Genomic DNA, 17,116 nt, shown 5'->3' on the forward strand with positions numbered 1-17,116 from the left:
AGTCATCGAATTAAGCCGACCGGCTTCGCCACGTCGAGGCGCGCACAGAGCGTGCGGCCACAAACTCGGCGGTCCGCTAGCTTCGTCGCAGCTTGCCAACCCCGCCTTGGGTGTGTCGCACCTTCGACAACCGGAATCGCCGTTAACTTAATCGAGTGCCGAGCGATCGCCACCGCCATCCAATGGCGCGTCGGTCCTTTCTGGTAGGGACGGCCACCGCAGCCACTGCGGCTGCCCTGACGGCCCTGCCGCGGCCATCCGCCCGTGCCGCGCCGGGCAAGTCGGTCGCCATCTTCGGTGCCGGCATCGCGGGGCTGACGGCGGCACACGAACTCGTCGATCGTGGATTCAGCGTGACGGTCTATGAACGCAAAGCTCTTGGCGGCAAGGCCCGGTCGATCCCCGTGCCCAACTCGGGCGCGACGCCGCTGCCCGCCGAACACGGCTTCCGATTCTTTCCAGGGTTCTACCGCAACGTCACCGACACGATGCGACGCATCCCCTTTCCCGGTAACGCCCGAGGCACTTGGGATAACCTGACGCGCGCAACGTCGTATCTGCACTCCGGCCTAGGGCGCGCCGACCTGACCATACCGCTGCCGTTTCCCCTCCCGACGGTGCCAAATCCGATCACCCCCAAGGCCTTCATCGAATCGGTTACCACCGTCTTCCAAACGCTGTTCCGACTGCCCCCCTTCGAGGCCGTCTACGCAGCACAGAAGCTCGCGGTCTACGTCACCAGCAGCACCGAGCGCAAACTCGGCCAGTGGGAGAACATGACGTGGGAGGACTACATCGGCGCCGGCCACAAGTCCCCCGAATACAACCGCTATCTCGCCGACGGCATCATCCGCAACCTCGCCGCATCCAAATCCCGTGACGCCAGCGCACATTCGATAGGACTCGTCGGCGAGGCATCGGTCTGGTCGATCCTGATGTTCGGAAACGACACGGACGGCAAGGGATTCGACCGCGTACTCAACGGGCCGACGAGCTCGCAGTGGCTCGACCCGTGGGTCGACCATCTGCGCAATCAGGGAGTCACATTCTTTATCGGCCAGGCCTTGTCGCGGTTGAGCCCGAACGGCCATCACATCGAATCCGCCACCGTCACCGATGCTTTTGGCATACCCCACCAAGTGCAGGCTGACTACTACATCTCGGCGATTCCGTGCGAGAAGCTCGCGGCGGTGCTGACGCCCGATGTGATCGCGGCCGATCCACACCTGGCGAACGTAGCTCAGCTGCGCACCGAATGGATGAACGGCCTGATGTTCTACCTCAAGAAGCGGGTCGACGTCACCAAGGGCCACGCGAACTACGTCGACTCCGGCTGGGCGATCACCTCGATCAGCGAGGAGCAGTTCTGGAAGCGGAGTCTGAGCACCTACGGCGACGGCACGGTGAAAGATTGTTTGTCGGCGATCATTTCGGACTGGACGACGCCGGGAAACTTCAACGGCAAGAGTGCCAGGGACTGCACTCCGGAGGAGATCGCCCGCGAGGCTTGGGCGCAGATCAAGGCCCACCTCAACGACACCGACAAAGTCCTCGACGATTCCATGCTGCACTCCTGGTTCCTCGACCCGGCGATCATCGACTCGGGCACTCCCAACGTCCGCAACGACGAACCGTTGTTCATCCAGGACCCCGGCTCGTGGAACCGCCGCCCCTCGGCCACGACCGCCATCGACAACCTCTTCCTCGCCGGCGAATGGATCAAGACCGATCAGAACGTCACCACGATGGAGGGCGCCAACGAGGGCGGGCGCTACGCGGCCAACGGAGTTCTGCAGGCGTCGGGCTACTCAGGCGAACTCGTCAAAGTGGTGGAGCTGTTCCAGGCTCCCTGGTGGGCGGTGCTGAAGAAAGCCGACCGGTCGCGCTACCAGAAGGGTTGGGCCCATGCCCTGGACATCTTCGACCCCCGCCGGCCGTGAGGGCCCCCGTGGACGGGTGTGACGCGCATCTCTGAAATCCCTCCCATGAGGGTGTAACGCTTGCGGGCCAACGCGCCACCCACTCATGAAGTGAACAACCAACTCGGAAGGGACCGCATCATGTCGTCGCAAACTCTCGTCACCCGCAAGCGTTTCGAGTCACTCGAGGTCCCAGTCGCACGCGTCGGCGATCTTGCCGCACGGTACGGACTGGTGATCGTGATCGCATGGATCGGCGCCATGAAGTTCACCAGCTACGAAGCGCACGGAATCCAGCCCCTGGTCGCCCACCACCCCCTGATGAGTTGGCTCTACAACATCTTCTCGGTCACCGCCTTCTCCACGCTCCTCGGCATCCTCGAGTTGACCGCTGCGGCGTTGATCGCCATCAAGCCATGGAAGCCGGCTGCATCCGCTGTGGGTAGCATCATCGCGGTCGGATTGTTCGTGGCCACACTGAGTTTCATGTTCACCACCCCGGGCGTCTTCGCGGCCGCGGCTGGCGGCTTCCCCGCGTTGTCGGACCTCGGCGGCTTCTTGATCAAGGACGCCGCCCTGCTCGGTGTGTCGCTGTGGACCTTGGCCGACAGCCTGCGAGCCGTGCGGGCCACATCGCGGTAAAGTGCTCTGCGGACGCATGCTGCCCACCGATCCGGTGGGCGGCAGTGTGCATCGTCAATCCGTTCCTTGCTCACCGTCGGGACGCCAACATGGACCAGCCGGTCGAAACCGAGTCGTTGGTCGTCCGACTGCGAGGGTGATGCCGGCGCGTTCGCCGAACTTGTTGACCTGCACGGGCCTTCGATGTTGCGGCTGGCCCGCAGCTATGTCCCCAGCCGTGAACTGGCCGAGGAAGTTGTCCAGGAAACGTGGATCGCGGTGCTGCGGAGCATTTCTCGTTTCGAGGGCCGCTCGTCGTTGCGCACCTGGATCTTCGGCATCTTGATCAACATCGCCAAGAAGCACGGTGTCAGCGAGCGCCGCCAAGCGGACATCGCATTACGCGCGATGAGCGGTGGCACCGTCGACCCGAGTCGGTTCCGCGACCACAATGATCCCTACCCGGGACACTGGAAGGAGCCACCCGCCCCATTCCCCGATACTCCCGAGGGCTCGGTCCTCGGCGCCGAACTGACCGCGATCGCCAACAAGGCACTGCACAAACTTCCCGAGACCCAGCGGGTGGTGGTGAGTCTGCGGGACGTACTTGGGTTCAGCTCCGAAGAGGTGTGCGCGACGCTGAGTATCACGGCGGCAAATCAGCGGGTACTGCTACATCGTGGCCGAGCCGCGGTGCGTCAGGAACTCGAGGACTACCTAGGGGCACAACCATGAGGTCTGCATCGATGGACTGCGACGAACTCGTCGAACTGGTCACGGAATATCTCGAAGGCACGCTGGATCCGGCAGTGCGAAGCCGCTTCGAGGCGCATCTGGGTGAATGCGACGGCTGCGAGCACTATGTCGAACAATTCCGCACCACCATCAACACCCTGGGACGCGTCTCCGCCGACGAACTCGACGACGACTTCCGCAAGCGCCTGCTCGCGACGTTCAGCGATTGGAAGGCAGAGTCATCGGGCGACGCCGCGCCGTAGCAGGGTGGCCGATTAGCCGGCTCAGGCTGCCTGCTTTTCACGCGACGGCCGGGCCGACCGGACAAGGGCATCCTTGATCGCCGCAGGTTGGATCGCCCCCGCGATGGCCTCAGATGCCTTGCGCCCAAAGTCGTTTGGCAGCGACAGCTTGAAGACCGTCTTCCACGCCGAAGCAACTTGGCGCGGCAGCGAACCGGTGGTGTAGGTCAGGCCGTACCGCTCGAAGATGTCCTGCACCTTCGGCGCGATCTCCTGGTAGCGGTTGCTGGGCAGGTCCGGGAACAGGTGGTGCTCGATCTGGAACGACAGGTTGCCAGTCATGAAGTGCAGGAACGCATTTCCGCGGATGTTGGCCGAACCCAGCATCTGACGCAGATACCACTGACCGCGGGTCTCCCCTTCGATGGAGCTCTTCTCGAACGTCTCCACACCCTCGGGGAAGTGCCCGCACATGATGACCGAGTGCGTCCAGACGTTGCGCACCAGGTTGGCGGTGAGGTTGGCGGTCAACGTCGTCACCGCCGAAGGCCCTGACAACAGCGGATGCACCACATAGTCGCGCAGCGCCTGCTTACGCACCTTGGCGAGTACCTTCTTGCCCTGGCGCCGGAATTCGTCCTTGTCCGAGCGCCCCTGCAGGTATTTGCCGATTTCCAGGTCGTAGGCGGCGATGCCGTACTGGAACAAGCAGGCGTTGATGAAGTTCCACAACGGCTGGGCAAGGTAGAACGGCTTCCAGCGCTGATTCTCATCGACCCGCATGATGCCGTAGCCCAGGTCATTGTCCTTGCCACGCACATTCGTGTAGTTGTGGTGCACCTCGTTGTGCGAGTGTTTCCACATCTCCGAGGGCGAGGCGTTGTCCCACTCCCAGGTGGTCGAGTGAATCTTGGGGTCGCGCATCCAGTCCCATTGACCGTGCATGACGTTGTGCCCGATCTCCATGTTCTCCACGATCTTGGAGATCGACAGGCCGGCGGTCCCCACCAGCCAGGCGGGCGGGAACAACGAAAAGAGCAATATTGCGCGGCTGGCCAGTTCGAGCCGGCGCTGGCCGGTGATCACGTTGCGGATGTACGCCGCGTCGCGCTCGCCACGGCTGGCGATCACTTGCTGCCGGATGGCGTCGATTTCGCGACCCAGGTTTTCGATGTCCTCGTCGGACAGGTGGGCGGTCGGGTCAGGACTGGTCATGTCCCCTCCTTACAGTTCGAGTTCGCAAGCGCCGGCGGCGGCGGACACGCAGGTCTGGATCTTGACGCCGTCGCCGGGCGTTGCGGTGGTGATGTCGCCGTTACGCAGATCGCGCACGGCGCCTTGCCTTAGCGGGGTGACGCACCCGAAGCAGATGCCCATCCGGCAGCCGGAGGGCATCAGCACGCCGGCGCGCTCGCCCGCGTCGAGCAGTGTCTGAACGCCGTCGGCGTCGACGACGGTGCCCGTCTTGGTGAAGGTCACGTTGCCGCCGTCGCCGGGGGTGATGACGGTTGGCCGGAACCGCTCGGTGTGCAAGCGGTCCACGATGCCGTCCGCTGCCCACCGTTGCTCGACGGCGTCGAGCAAACCGGTCGGGCCACAAGCCCACGTCTCTCGTTCGGCGAAGTCGTCGACGAGATCGTCGATGCGCGCCACGTCGAGCATGCCGTCGATGTCAGTGTGCTTCTCCACCAACCGGATTCGACCTTGACGGGCCATCATGCGCAGTTCGCCGTGGAAAATGAAGTCTTCGATCGTGGGCGCGGAATGCACGACCGCGATGTCTGGCGTCTGGTCACCGGCACCGCTCAGATTACGCAGCATCCCCATCACCGGGGTGATGCCGCTGCCGGCAGTGAGGAACAGGATCTTGCGCGGGGGTTGGTCGCCGAGGGTGAAGTCCCCCGCGGCCTGGTCGAGGTGCACCAGGCTTCCCACGGTCGCACGCCGAACCAGGTAATTGCTCACCACACCGTCCGGGATGGCTTTCACGGTGATTGCGATGCAGCCATCGCGCCGAGCGACCTTGGAGGTCAGGGAGTAGGCCCGCCACTGCCGTACGCCGTCGACATCGACGCCGAGGCGGATGTACTGGCCGGGCACGTGCGGGCGCCAACCGCGACCGGGCTTGATCATCAACGTCGCGGCGTCCCGAGTTTCGGGATAAATCGCGACGAGGCGCCCGCGCAGGTTGTTGCCGTCGCGCAGCGGATCAATGACGTCGAGATAGTCGGCGGGGACAAGCGGCGTCGCCAACGAAACGGTGACCCGCTCAGCAAACCTGACCATTCGGTCTCGCAGCGCCCCAACCAGGGTGGGGCGCGTCGCCGGTGGCGGCGTCACAGTCGTCATACCCCTATATTTGTTGTCCAGGGATGTAAAGTCTTGACTGCACCGGGTGAAAATCTGGTCCCGGATTTGTTCGAAAGGAATAGTTTGCCTGACCCGTCCCTCCGCGTGGCTGGATTTCAGCTCGACGATGCCGTGGTCGAGGCCCTAGAGGAGATCTTGCCCGCCATGGCCGAGCGAACAGTGACCGCGATAACGCTCGAGGTGCCGAGCTACGCGGACGCGTTCAGCGGGCGGATGGGTCAGAACATCGAGAACGCCGTGCAAACCTCGTTGGGCGCGTTCTTGCGGCTGGTTACCCGGGCACACGGCTCCGACCCTGGACCGCCGCTGTCTCCCGCGCTCGACGGCGCCTACGAGCTAGGCCGAGGGGAAGCCCGCCAAGGCCGGTCGATCGATGCGTTGCTCTCGGCCTACCGAGTGGGGGCGCGCGTGGCCTGGAGACAGATGTCAACGACCGTCGTCGAAGCCGGGCTGCCGGCCCCGACGGTCGCTAAGTTCGCCGAATTGGTGTTCGCCTATATCGACGAACTTTCCGCCGCCAGCGCGTCGGGGCACACCGATGAACTGGCTACCACCGGGCGGGTCCGCCAGCGCTACCTTGATCGGCTCACCCTGGATCTGCTGGCCGGCGAGCCTGCCGCGACTTTGCTCGCCAGCGCCGACAAGGCAAGTTGGCAGCCGCCCGAAACCCTCACGGCGGTGCTGGTCCCGTCGGCTCAGACACGGGGCCTGGCCGCACGCTTCGGCCAATCGACGCTGCAACTGTCCGAGGACCTGCCCGGGGTCGACGCGGCCGATCCGCTCACGGTGTTACTCATCCCCGACATGACGGGTGCGTCGCGGCGTGCCGCTCTGCTGTCGGCACTCTCCGGCCGCGCCGCGCTGGTCGGGCCTGCCCGGCCTTGGATGGACGTCCAGTCGTCCTACCGTCGCGCGCTGCGGGCACGAGACCTGTTGGGGCCCAGCGTGATCAGCCAGACAACGCCCGTCGACACCGACGATCATCTCGTCGAGCTCGTGCTCGGCGCGGATCGTGAGGCCGCCGACGACCTACGCGCCCGCGCGCTCGCGCCCCTTGCCAAGTTGGCGCCGAACACGGCCGACAGGCTCGCCGAAACCCTTCGATCCTGGGTGTTGCATCAAGGCCGTCGGGAGGCGGTCGCCGCCGACCTCTTTATCCACGCGCAGACCGTGCGCTATCGCATGACTCAGTTGCGCGAGCTCTACGGCGACCGACTCAACGATCCACAAACGATTCTCGAGCTGACCGTCGCTCTCGGGTCGCGCTGATCGCCGGGACCCCTGGTTGGGGACCAAAAATATCGATGAGTCTAAATCCCTTCCCAGACAAGCGGTTCGGTTAGCCTGCAAGATCGGCCGTTTGCCATGCGATTGGAGGCCCGATGTCGTTGGCGGTCACAACCCACAGAAGTTGGCGGCAGCGGCTGAGCAATTGGAGCCAGGGGCGGTTCGAATGCCACCGCCAAGGCCGCCCATGTGATCGCGGCCCAGTGAGGAAGGTCCGTTTGAGATGGACTTCGGTCTCTTACCGCCCGAGGTTAACTCTGGCCGCATCTACGCGGGTCCAGGATCGGGGTCGATGCTGGCCGCCGCCAACGCCTGGGATGGACTGGCCGCGGTGCTGAATTCCTCTGCGGCCTCGTATGGGTCGGTGATTTCGGGGCTGGCGATCGAATCTTGGCTCGGTCCGGCATCGGCAGCGATGGCAGCTGCGGCCACCCCCTACGCGGTGTGGCTCGGTGCCGCCGCGACCGTGGCCGAGCAAACGGCCAATCAAGCACGGTCGGCCGCAGCGGCATTTGACGCCGCGTTGGCGCAGATCGTGCCGCCGCCGCTGATCGCAGCCAACCGCGAACAACTGGTGGCACTGGTTGCGACGAACCGGCTGGGACAGAACACCCCGGCAATCGAAGCCATCCAAGCCGAGTACGCCGAGATGTGGGCCCACGACGCGGCAGTCATGTTCACCTACGCCGCGGCCTCGGCGGCGGCATCGACCCTGGCACCCTTCGCCCAACCGGCGCAGGCGGCCGATCCAGCAAGCTCAGCGGCCGGCGCGGTCGGTGCCGGTGCACGCCAGAAAGCGGCGACCGGAGCGCAGGCGACACTCGGTGAGCCAGCTCCTCTCACCTGGTCCCTGCCCGCGGGCACGCAGGGGCTTCCGGCGCCGGCGGGGGCATTGGACGCGTTGTTCTCCGCCCTGGGCCTACCCACGCCGAATGAAACGTTGGACCTCGCCGGTATCTATATCGCGCTCCTCGGGTCCGCGAGCCTTGCATTGGCCATCGTGAACACGGCTAGGCCTTGGATGATTCCGCCGGGTGTGCACGGGCACACCGACCCCGGCACTCTGGTACCGACTCAGACCCTCAGTGCTACGCAGGACGACCCGCTGTCCGCGCCATCCGCGAGCGGGAGCGCCGCAGCCGCGGCCGTGGGGCACGCTGCCTTAGTCGGAGGCCTGACTGTGCCGCACAGTTGGACCGTGGCGGCCCCCGAGATCAGGCTCGCGGTCGAATCACTGCCCGGCGTGAGCGCGGGCGCCGGCGACGGCACGGTCTCGCCGGACCTGGGCGGAGCCCCCGTCGGCCTGCTCGGTGGGATGGCCCTGGCGTCCCTGGCCGCGCGCGGCGGCGTCGGCGGCGCGGGCCCAGTCAAGACAACCGTGACTGCGGGACAAGACGAGGACCAACCCCACCGCAAGCCCACGGTAGTCGTGATCCACAAACCGCCGCCCGGTCAGGTACCCACAAACCATTCGCATTGAATCAATGCAGGTCAGAGGTATGGCTGTCTGTATCGACGAGCGTGCACTAGCCTCGTAGATGCGGTTGAAAACTCACAGCCGAAGATGCGCTGCCCCGTGCACTTGGTTGCAGCTTCTCGTCGTCTGGCGTATCGAGCCCGTTAGTTTCCTGACCGATCGAAAAGAGCTTCATCGATGATCGCTCCGCTTTCTCCGCACGCACCTCCTCGTAGTCTCACGACGCACGCCGGCAGTTGCACCGTCTACTGCAACGGCGCGACGATGCGCGCGTACTGCAGGAGCGAGATCACCGTCGTACAAATCACCGGCGAGGTCGACGCCACCAACATCGACCGGTTCTTCGAGTACGCCCACCGGTTCGCCAGTGATGCCCCTGGCTTGATACTCAATCTCAGCGAAGTCGACTTCCTCTGCGCCAGAGGACTTTTCGTACTTCGCGCGGTCGGCAGCTTGTGCCGCGCCGAACGGAGGCCCTGGGCAATAGTCACCAGCCCGGCTGTCACGAGACTGTTGAACGTCGGCGACCCCAAGGCGACGCTGCCCACGGCGAGTTCGGAACGCGAAGCCCTCTCCGCGATGGACGCGGATCGGCGGACCGATCTCGCGGCATCGTAGGACCGAACACACCCATATAGGCAGTCGACATCACGGTTTCATCGGACCTTTGCCGGGGAACCTTCTTCAGCACCAGCCCGGTGTTTGTGCTGGACCTTCTAAATTCCACGGTTGCCCTTGAGCTGTGCCGAAACACATGGAGTGATGCAGATGGCTGACGATCGCCCACAGACCGCAGGCACGGAGGTTTGGCGTGGAAAGGCCTACCCCCTAGGCGCGACGTACGACGGTTCGGGCACCAACTTCGCGCTGTTCAGTGAGGTCGCCGAGCGAGTCGAACTGTGCCTGTTCGACGCCGAAGGCAGCGAAACCCGCGTTCCCCTTCCCGAAGTGGACGGCTTCGTGTGGCACGGCTTCCTGCCCGACGTGGAGCCCGGGCAGCGCTACGGCTACCGCGTCCATGGCCCCTACGACCCCGCCGCCGGGCACCGCTGCAACCCGAACAAGCTGCTGCTGGATCCCTACGCGAAAGCCATCGACGGCTTTTTCGAGTGGGACCAGTCGTTGTTCAGCTACAACTTCGGCGATCCGGACAGCCGCAACGACGACGACTCGGCGGCGCGCATGCCCAAGTGCGTCGTGATCAACCCGTACTTCGACTGGGGAGTCGACCGGCCTCCGCAACACGAATACGCCGACAGCGTGATCTATGAAACGCACGTCAAAGGTCTCACGTATCAGCATCCCGACATTCCGGAGCGACTGCGCGGCACCTATGCCGGCATCGCGGAACCGGTGATCATCGACCATCTGCACAACCTCGGCATCACGGCCATCGAACTCATGCCGGTACACCACTTCGCCAACGATTCGACGCTGGTCGACAAGGGCCTGTCGAACTACTGGGGTTACAACACCATCGGGTTCTTCGCTCCCGACACCAAGTACTCGGCGTCGGCCACTCCGGGCGGGCAGGTGCAAGAGTTCAAGACCATGGTCCGCGCGCTGCACGAGGCGGGCATCGAAGTGATCCTCGACGTCGTCTACAACCACACCGCCGAGGGCAACCACATGGGCCCGACCATCTGCATGCGCGGAATCGACAACAGCGCCTATTACCGACTGGTCGACGACGACAAGCGTTACTACATGGACTACACCGGCACCGGCAACAGCCTCAACGTCGGACACCCGCATTCGTTGCAGCTGATCATGGACTCGTTGCGGTACTGGGTCACCGAGATGCATGTCGACGGATTCCGGTTCGACCTTGCCTCGACATTGGCACGAGAGTTCTACGACGTTGACCGACTGTCCGCGTTCTTCGAATTGGTGCAGCAGGACCCCATCGTCAGCCAGGTGAAACTGATCGCCGAACCCTGGGATGTGGGCCCTGGCGGTTACCAAGTCGGTAACTTCCCGCCGCAGTGGACCGAATGGAACGGCAAATACCGTGACACCGTGCGCGATTTCTGGCGCGGCGAGGATGCGAGCTTGGGTGAGTTCGCTTCTCGGCTAACCGGTTCGGCCGATCTGTATGAAAGCACCGCCCGCCGACCGGTGGCCTCGATCAATTTCGTCACCGCCCATGACGGGTTCACCCTGCGTGATCTGGTGTCCTACAACGAAAAACACAACGAAGCCAACGGTGAGGACAACAACGACGGCGAGAGCCACAACAGGTCGTGGAACTGCGGCGCCGAAGGCCCCACCGACGACCCCGCCGTCAACGAGCTTCGCGCTCGTCAGCAACGCAATTTCATTGCGACATTGCTGTTGTCCCAGGGCGTGCCCATGCTGTGCCACGGTGATGAACTCGGACGTACCCAGGGCGGCAACAACAACGGCTTCTGCCAGGACAACGAAATCACCTGGATTGACTGGGAAAAGGTCGACGCCGACCTGCTCGAGTTCGCCCAGGCGGTGTCTGGTTTGCGGGCCGAGCATCCCATTTTCCGCCGGCGCCGGTTCTTCAGTGGCCGGCCGGTGCGGCACCGGGGCGCCGAGGGCTTGCCGGACATCTCCTGGTTCCGGCCCGACGGCTCGGAGATGAACGACGAGGACTGGGATGCCGGGTTTGGCAAGTCGATTGCGGTGTACCTCAATGGGTTGGGCATCTCCGATCGCGACCAGCGCGGCCAGCGCATCACCGACGACTCTTTCGTCCTGTTGTTCAACGCCCACCACGAAGCCATCGAATTCACCCTTCCACCAGAGCAATTCGGCCAGGAGTGGACACCGGTGATCGACAGCTCTACCCCTGGGGGCGTGCCGTCGAACGCGGACACGGTGAGCTGCGGGACCTCGATCAAGGTCGAGGGTCGCTCGCTGATCGTCCTCATCGCCGGCTCGGCGTCCGACGACTGATCAGGTCGCGACATTCAATGACTATCGCCACAGGTGTCGCCGGACATGTTTGTCGATGGCAGCCGAGGGTAATGCAGCAACGGAGGTGAGCGCGTTGGCCGGCCAGCGCGCACACCCAGGTCCCGTCGGTTCAGCCCGAGAGCCGACGGGACCGCCCATTACCGGGAGCCATTATTCAACCTACGCCAGCGACGCGAGTACCGTGCGGCCTATGGACGGCTTAACCGGCGTGTGGATTCTGGGTGGTTACCAGAGTGACTTCGCACGCAATCTCACCAAGGAAAACCGCGACTTCGCGGCGTTGACGGCAGAGGTCGTCGAGGAAACTCTGACCGCGGCTCGGATCAACGCCGCGCAAATCGGCGTCGTGCACGTCGCCAACGCGTTCGGCGAGATGTTCGCCAAGCAGGGCCACCTCGGCGCCATGCCAGCCACCGTCTGCGACCAGCTGTGGGACACCCCGGCCTCTCGGCACGAAGCCGCGTGCGCATCGGGCAGCGTGGCCGTGCTGGCGGCCATGGCCGACCTGCGCTCGGGCGCCTACGACAGCGCGCTCGTCGTCGGCGTCGAACTGGAAAAGACCGTTCCCGGCGACCTCGGGGCGCAGCATTTGGGTGCGGCGGCCTGGACCGGACACGAGGGCGCAGAGGCCCGCTATCTGTGGCCGTCGATGTTCTCGCAGGTCGCCGACGAATATGACCGCCGCTACGGGCTGGACGCCGCCCACCTGCGCGCCATTGCACAGCTCAATTTCGCCAACGCGCGGCGCAACCCCAACGCCCAGACTCGGACCTGGTCCATTCCCGACCCGATCAGCGACGACGACGCGTCGAACCCGGTCACCGAAGGCCGGTTGCGCCGCTACGACTGCAGCCAGATGACCGACGGCGGCGCCGGTGTTGTCCTGGTCAACGACGCCTACCTGCGGGACAACCCCGACGCCCGGCCCATCGGCCGCATCGACGGTTGGGGGCACCGCACTGTGGGGCTCGGACTGCGGCAGAAACTCGATCGCGCGGCGGACGACCCGTATGTCCTGCCGCACGTGCGGGCCGCGGTCCTCGACGCCCTGCGTCGGGCGCAGGCGACCCTGGACGACGTTCACGGATTCGAGGTGCACGACTGCTTCACCCCCAGCGAGTACCTGGCCATCGACCACATCGGACTCACCGGACCCGGCGAATCCTGGAAGGCGATCGAGAACGGTGAGATCGAGATCGGCGGACGGCTACCTATAAACCCGAGTGGTGGGCTGATCGGCGGCGGCCACCCGGTCGGCGCGTCGGGCGTGCGCATGCTGCTGGACGCGGCCAAGCAGGTCAGCGGCTCGGCCGGCGACTACCAGGTCCCCGGCGCGAAGAAGTTCGGCACACTCAACTTCGGCGGCAGCACAGCCACCACGGTCAGCTTCGTAGTCAGCACCCCCGAAGGCGCGTGAGATGAGTTTCCAGACAGACGTGGCAGTTGTCGGCAAGTACCTGTCCACCCTGCCCGACGACGACGAGCACCCATACCGGACCGGTCCCTGGCGACCGCAGACCACCGAATGGGAGGCCGACAACCTCGTCGCCGTGGAGGGCGAGATCCCGGCCGACCTCGACGGTGTCTATCTGCGCAACACCGAGAACCCGCTGCACCCGGCGTTTCAGACCTATCACCCGTTCGACGGCGACGGCATGCTGCACATCGTCGGTTTCCGCGACGGAAAGGCCTTCTACCGCAACCGCTTTGTCAAAACGGACGGGTTCCTGGCCGAAAACGAGGAAGGCGGGCCGCTGTGGCCCGGCCTGGCCGAACCGATCCAACTCGCCAAACGCGAAAAGGGTTGGGGCGCCAGGACACTGATGAAGGACGCCTCGAGCACCGACGTCATCGTCCACCGCGGGGTCGCGCTCACCAGCTTCTACCAGTGCGGAGATCTCTACCGGGTCGACCCGTACACGGCCGACATGCTGGGCAAGGAGACCTGGAACGGGCGCTTCCCGTCCGAATGGGGTGTTTCGGCACATCCCAAGGTCGACAACAAGACCGGGGAGCTGCTGTTCTTCAACTACAGCAAGCAGGCCCCGTACATGCACTACGGCGTGGTCAACGAGAACAACGACCTGGTCCACTACGTCGACATCCCGCTGCCCGGACCACGGCTGCCGCATGACATGGCGTTCACCGAAAACTACGCGATCCTCAACGACTTTCCGTTGTTCTGGGATCCCCAGCTGCTCGAGCACGATCTGCACCTGCCGCGCTATTACCCGGACCTGCCGACCCGGTTCGCGGTGATCCCGCGCCGCGGTGACACTGCCGACATCCGTTGGTTCGAAGCCGACCCGACGTATGTGCTGCACTTCACCAACGCCTACGAAGAGGGCGACGAGATTGTGCTCGACGGCTTCTTCGAAGGCTCACCCCAGCCACTGAAAAGCGGCGCCGGGCCGGCCGGCAAGTGGGAGAAGCTGTTTCGCTTCCTGGCGCTGGATCGCATGGATGCCCGGCTGCACCGGTGGCGGCTCAACCTGGTCACCGGCGCGGTCAAGGAGGAGCGACTGTCCGACTCCATCACGGAATTCGGCGTTATCAACGCCGACTACGCGACTGCTCCATACCGCTACACCTATGCCGCGTCGGGCGAGCCGGGCTGGTTCCTGTTCGACGGTCTGGTCAAGCACGACCTGCTCACCGGCAGCGAGGAACGCTATGCGTTGGGCGACGGCGTCTTCGGCAGCGAAGCGGCGATGGCTCCGCGGGTGGGCAGCACTGCGGAGGACGACGGGTACCTGGTCACGCTGACCACGGACATGAACGACGACGCCTCGTACTGCCTCGTCTTCGACGCCGCACGCGTCGGCGACGGGCCGGTGTGCAAACTGCGCCTGCCGGAACGCATTTGCAGCGGCACCCACGCGACGTGGGTGCCCGGAGGCGAGGCGCGACGCTGGGACCACTCGACGAGCCGGTAATCCAGCAGGAAAAGTTCGAGTAGCGGCCTGCCAGGTTGCAGGCTCGGTGAGGAGGACCAACCGTGTACCCCGCCCGTCGGACAACCCACTGGCCACCGCACCTGGCGTCCATCGGCGCCATCCGATTTGCCCGTCGTTCGGCGAATTTCGGTGAGACCGTGCGCTTCTACCGTGAACTGGTTGGACTGCCGCTGTTCGAGACGTTCGGCGAAAGTTTCGGCAGCAACGGAGCGATCTTCGGCCTGCCCAGCTGGAACCTGACGATGGAGATCGTCGAATCGGTCGACCCGGTGCCGTTGGACCACCACGATCAGCTTGTTCTGTACTTCCCGGACCGGGAGACACAGCAAGCAGCCATTTCCCGTCTGCAACAGGCCGAGATCCAACCCGTGGAACAGCACCCGTATTGGGAAGCGACGGGAGCCCTCACCTACCGCGACCCGGATGGACGCGAAGTCGTCATCGCACCCTTCGTCTACGGATGCAACGAACCCCCCGGCACAGTGTCCGGCAAGCACGAATTTCCGTCGTCCTGACGGCCCGAACCGTACCCAGCCGTTCAGGGCCCGGACCGGCCCCCGAATAACGCCGCCGCCACGGCCCACAGCGAGCACACGGCCGCCAGTGCGGCGCTGACCACTCCGACATACATCCCGTAATCGACCGAAATCGTCGGCGGGTTGACGTTGCTTTTGTAGTACAGCACCGTCAGCCCGATGATGAGGAGCGAAATGATAAGCGCCGCAACCGAAGCGCCCCGCAGCGACAGGCCGCGGCCCACCAGTGCGCCGGCCACGATCAGGGCGGAGGCCAGCAAGACGATCAGCTGACCGGCCCCGAACCCGTGCGGGGGCTCCAGGCTGCCGTGGGCGCCCCCGATGGCACTGACCCAACCCCCCTTGTCCTTGCCCTTCAGCCACGGCAGCCACGTGCTGATGGCCAAGATCGCGGCGAACAGGGCAACCAGCCAACCGGGTCGCAGGCGGCTAGTCATGGCTGCGACATTAGCGCCTTCACGACTGAAGCGACGCCAGGTTGAAGGCGACACCCGTCGGGTCGGTCGCCGCGGCAAGTCGCCCGTACGGGGTGTCCTCGGCGCCGCGCACTATGGCGCCACCGTGGTCGGTGATCACCTGCAGCGCCTTGTCCACGTCGTCGGCGCCGAAGAAAATGCTCCACTGCGACGGCACGTCCGGGGGCAGCATCGCCGCACCGTCCATCACGCCGAGCAACTGCTGGTCGCCGAACCACGCTGTGGTGTACCGGAACTCGTCGGTGTCTGACTCAGACTCGGTTCGCCAGCCCAGCACTTCGCGGTAGAAGTCGATGGCGGCGCGGTAGTCGCGGGTGGTCAGTTGATGCCATACCGGCGCTCCGGCCTCGGCGACCAGCTCGAAACCGTGGTGTTCCAGCGGCTGCCACAAGCCGAACAACGCCCCGGACGGGTCGGTCGCCATGCTCATGAAGCCCTTCGCGGGGATCTCCATCGGGGCTATGCATCCCGAACCGCCGGCCGGGGCGATTGCCGCACTGGTGGCGTTGATGTCGTCGGTGCGAAAGTAGGTGGCCCAGCTGTCGGGCATCTGCCACTCGGGGTTGTTGGCCATCATCCCGGCGACGGGACGGCCGTCCTTTGCCACGTTGATGTACCCGCCGTACTCAGGGCCGGCGGACTCGTACGTCCAGCCGAACACCGCAGCGTAGAACTCTTGGGCGTGATCGACGTCCGACGTCGTCAGGTCGATCCAGCAGGGCGCCCCCAGCGGGGCGTCGTTACGGATGGGCACGATGATCTCCTCGGTTCGTGGCCGTGATTAGGGTTCGCAGATATCGACCCCGTCCGACCACAAAACTCATCGGAGTTCCGATGCGGAGTCAGCGACTTAGGGCGCGGTCGCCGTTCATGCCGGGATCAGGGCGCGCGAACACCCGCACAAAGTTCTGCAGAGAATCGCGGATGTCGGAGCGCAGCGCCGCGGCGACGACCATGCCGATCGGCCCGAACAGGGCGGGCCCACCGAGGTGGACGTCGAAGCTGACGGACGAGCCCTCGTCCCTCGGGGCGACTTTGGCGATCAGCTTGACCTTGACACCTCCAACGCCGTCGCCGTTGAGCGTCATCCCTTCCGGCGGCTTGTACCGCACGATCGTCCATTTGATCCGGTTGGTCATGCCCTTGACCTCGACATAGGACTCGAGGACGGTGCCCTTTTCCAGGGTCTCGGGCAGTTTGCTGCGCCACACCTTGTGGATCGTCAGCCACTCCCGGTAGCGGGAGAGGTCCGACGCGTGGGTCCAAGCCACCTCCGGTGGCAGCGGGACGTCGATGGATCCGGAGAGTTTCGCCATGTGCTCAGTTCGATTGGTCGCCTTGGGCGTCGTCGGTGCCCGGGCCAGCGGCTTTTCTGACCTGTTCCTGCACCTTGTGGATGGTGTCGGTGTACTTGCCCTGCGTCTTCTCGTCGATGACTTCGCCGGCTTTGGTGATGACCGTTTCCACCTTGTCGGCGTTCTGCGCCAGCAGATCTTTGGCCTTGTCCAGGATTCCCATAGCAGCCTCCCTTCCCGTGGGAAACCCTACTT

Annotated in this window: 17 protein-coding genes; 11 read left to right on the forward strand and 6 right to left on the reverse strand. The window is 64.7% G+C overall.

The features are described 5' to 3' along the window. Positions 1-155: 155 nt before the first annotated feature. From G6N68_RS22990 to G6N68_RS23005, 4 genes are all read left to right on the forward strand, one after another. On the forward strand, positions 156-1,940 hold the full coding sequence (locus G6N68_RS22990; RefSeq protein WP_240355578.1) for a hydroxysqualene dehydroxylase: 1,785 nt from the start codon (positions 156-158) through the stop codon (positions 1,938-1,940). A 120-nt stretch (positions 1,941-2,060) separates the two neighbouring features. Continuing rightward, a complete protein-coding gene (locus tag G6N68_RS22995) occupies positions 2,061-2,561 on the forward strand; it encodes a YkgB family protein (RefSeq protein ID WP_163717296.1) in 501 nt (166 codons plus the stop codon). Positions 2,562-2,627: 66 nt separating this feature from the next. After that, the gene (locus G6N68_RS23000; RefSeq protein WP_240355579.1) at positions 2,628-3,275 is read left to right on the forward strand and encodes an RNA polymerase sigma factor; all 648 of its coding nucleotides are present in this window, start codon (positions 2,628-2,630) and stop codon (positions 3,273-3,275) included. Between the two features lie 11 nt (positions 3,276-3,286). Beyond that, positions 3,287-3,538, forward strand: a complete 252-nt coding sequence (locus G6N68_RS23005) for an anti-sigma factor family protein (RefSeq protein ID WP_163717298.1) — start codon at positions 3,287-3,289, stop codon at positions 3,536-3,538. Positions 3,539-3,559: 21 nt separating this feature from the next. On the opposite strand, the gene G6N68_RS23010 is transcribed toward G6N68_RS23005, so the two are convergent. Continuing rightward, entirely contained in the window at positions 3,560-4,732 is a 1,173-nt protein-coding gene (locus G6N68_RS23010; RefSeq protein ID WP_163717300.1) for a fatty acid desaturase family protein, read from the reverse strand. A 9-nt stretch (positions 4,733-4,741) separates the two neighbouring features. Beyond that, positions 4,742-5,866 (reverse strand): ferredoxin reductase, encoded by a 1,125-nt coding sequence (locus G6N68_RS23015; RefSeq protein WP_163717303.1) that lies wholly within the window; start codon positions 5,864-5,866, stop codon positions 4,742-4,744. 84 nt (positions 5,867-5,950) lie between these two features. On the opposite strand from G6N68_RS23015, the gene G6N68_RS23020 reads away from it, so the two are divergent. The 7 genes from G6N68_RS23020 to G6N68_RS23050 all read left to right on the forward strand — a co-directional run bounded on the left by G6N68_RS23020 (position 5,951) and on the right by G6N68_RS23050 (position 15,069). Then, positions 5,951-7,156: a PucR family transcriptional regulator gene (locus G6N68_RS23020; protein WP_240355580.1), complete on the forward strand. Its 1,206-nt coding sequence runs from the start codon at positions 5,951-5,953 to the stop codon at positions 7,154-7,156. A 241-nt stretch (positions 7,157-7,397) separates the two neighbouring features. Beyond that, the gene (locus G6N68_RS23025) at positions 7,398-8,654 is read left to right on the forward strand and encodes a PPE family protein (RefSeq protein WP_163717305.1); all 1,257 of its coding nucleotides are present in this window, start codon (positions 7,398-7,400) and stop codon (positions 8,652-8,654) included. Positions 8,655-8,828: 174 nt separating this feature from the next. Continuing rightward, positions 8,829-9,269 carry an STAS domain-containing protein gene (locus tag G6N68_RS23030; RefSeq protein WP_163717307.1) on the forward strand — a complete coding sequence of 147 codons (441 nt, stop codon included), beginning with the start codon at positions 8,829-8,831 and terminating at the stop codon, positions 9,267-9,269. A gap of 150 nt (positions 9,270-9,419) precedes the next feature. Next, on the forward strand, positions 9,420-11,576 hold the full coding sequence (gene glgX / locus G6N68_RS23035; protein ID WP_205351419.1) for a glycogen debranching protein GlgX: 2,157 nt from the start codon (positions 9,420-9,422) through the stop codon (positions 11,574-11,576). Between the two features lie 211 nt (positions 11,577-11,787). Then, positions 11,788-13,014 carry an acetyl-CoA acetyltransferase gene (locus tag G6N68_RS23040; protein WP_163717311.1) on the forward strand — a complete coding sequence of 409 codons (1,227 nt, stop codon included), beginning with the start codon at positions 11,788-11,790 and terminating at the stop codon, positions 13,012-13,014. A 1-nt stretch (position 13,015) separates the two neighbouring features. Then, positions 13,016-14,533: a carotenoid oxygenase family protein gene (locus G6N68_RS23045; protein WP_163717313.1), complete on the forward strand. Its 1,518-nt coding sequence runs from the start codon at positions 13,016-13,018 to the stop codon at positions 14,531-14,533. 62 nt (positions 14,534-14,595) lie between these two features. Further along, positions 14,596-15,069 (forward strand): VOC family protein, encoded by a 474-nt coding sequence (locus tag G6N68_RS23050; protein ID WP_163717315.1) that lies wholly within the window; start codon positions 14,596-14,598, stop codon positions 15,067-15,069. Between the two features lie 23 nt (positions 15,070-15,092). Here the strand turns inward: G6N68_RS23050 and G6N68_RS23055 are convergent, their stop codons facing one another. From G6N68_RS23055 to G6N68_RS23070, 4 genes are all read right to left on the reverse strand, one after another. Continuing rightward, positions 15,093-15,527, reverse strand: a complete 435-nt coding sequence (locus G6N68_RS23055) for a hypothetical protein (RefSeq protein WP_163717317.1) — start codon at positions 15,525-15,527, stop codon at positions 15,093-15,095. Between the two features lie 19 nt (positions 15,528-15,546). Beyond that, a complete protein-coding gene (locus G6N68_RS23060; protein WP_163717319.1) occupies positions 15,547-16,320 on the reverse strand; it encodes a VOC family protein in 774 nt (257 codons plus the stop codon). Positions 16,321-16,408: 88 nt separating this feature from the next. Beyond that, on the reverse strand, positions 16,409-16,882 hold the full coding sequence (locus tag G6N68_RS23065; RefSeq protein WP_163717321.1) for a type II toxin-antitoxin system Rv0910 family toxin: 474 nt from the start codon (positions 16,880-16,882) through the stop codon (positions 16,409-16,411). A 4-nt stretch (positions 16,883-16,886) separates the two neighbouring features. Then, positions 16,887-17,084, reverse strand: coding sequence for an antitoxin (locus G6N68_RS23070; protein ID WP_163717323.1), 198 nt, complete (start codon positions 17,082-17,084; stop codon positions 16,887-16,889). Positions 17,085-17,116: the final 32 nt, after the last annotated feature.

The organism is Mycobacterium bourgelatii (assembly GCF_010723575.1).
GTDB lineage: Bacteria > Actinomycetota > Actinomycetes > Mycobacteriales > Mycobacteriaceae > Mycobacterium > Mycobacterium bourgelatii.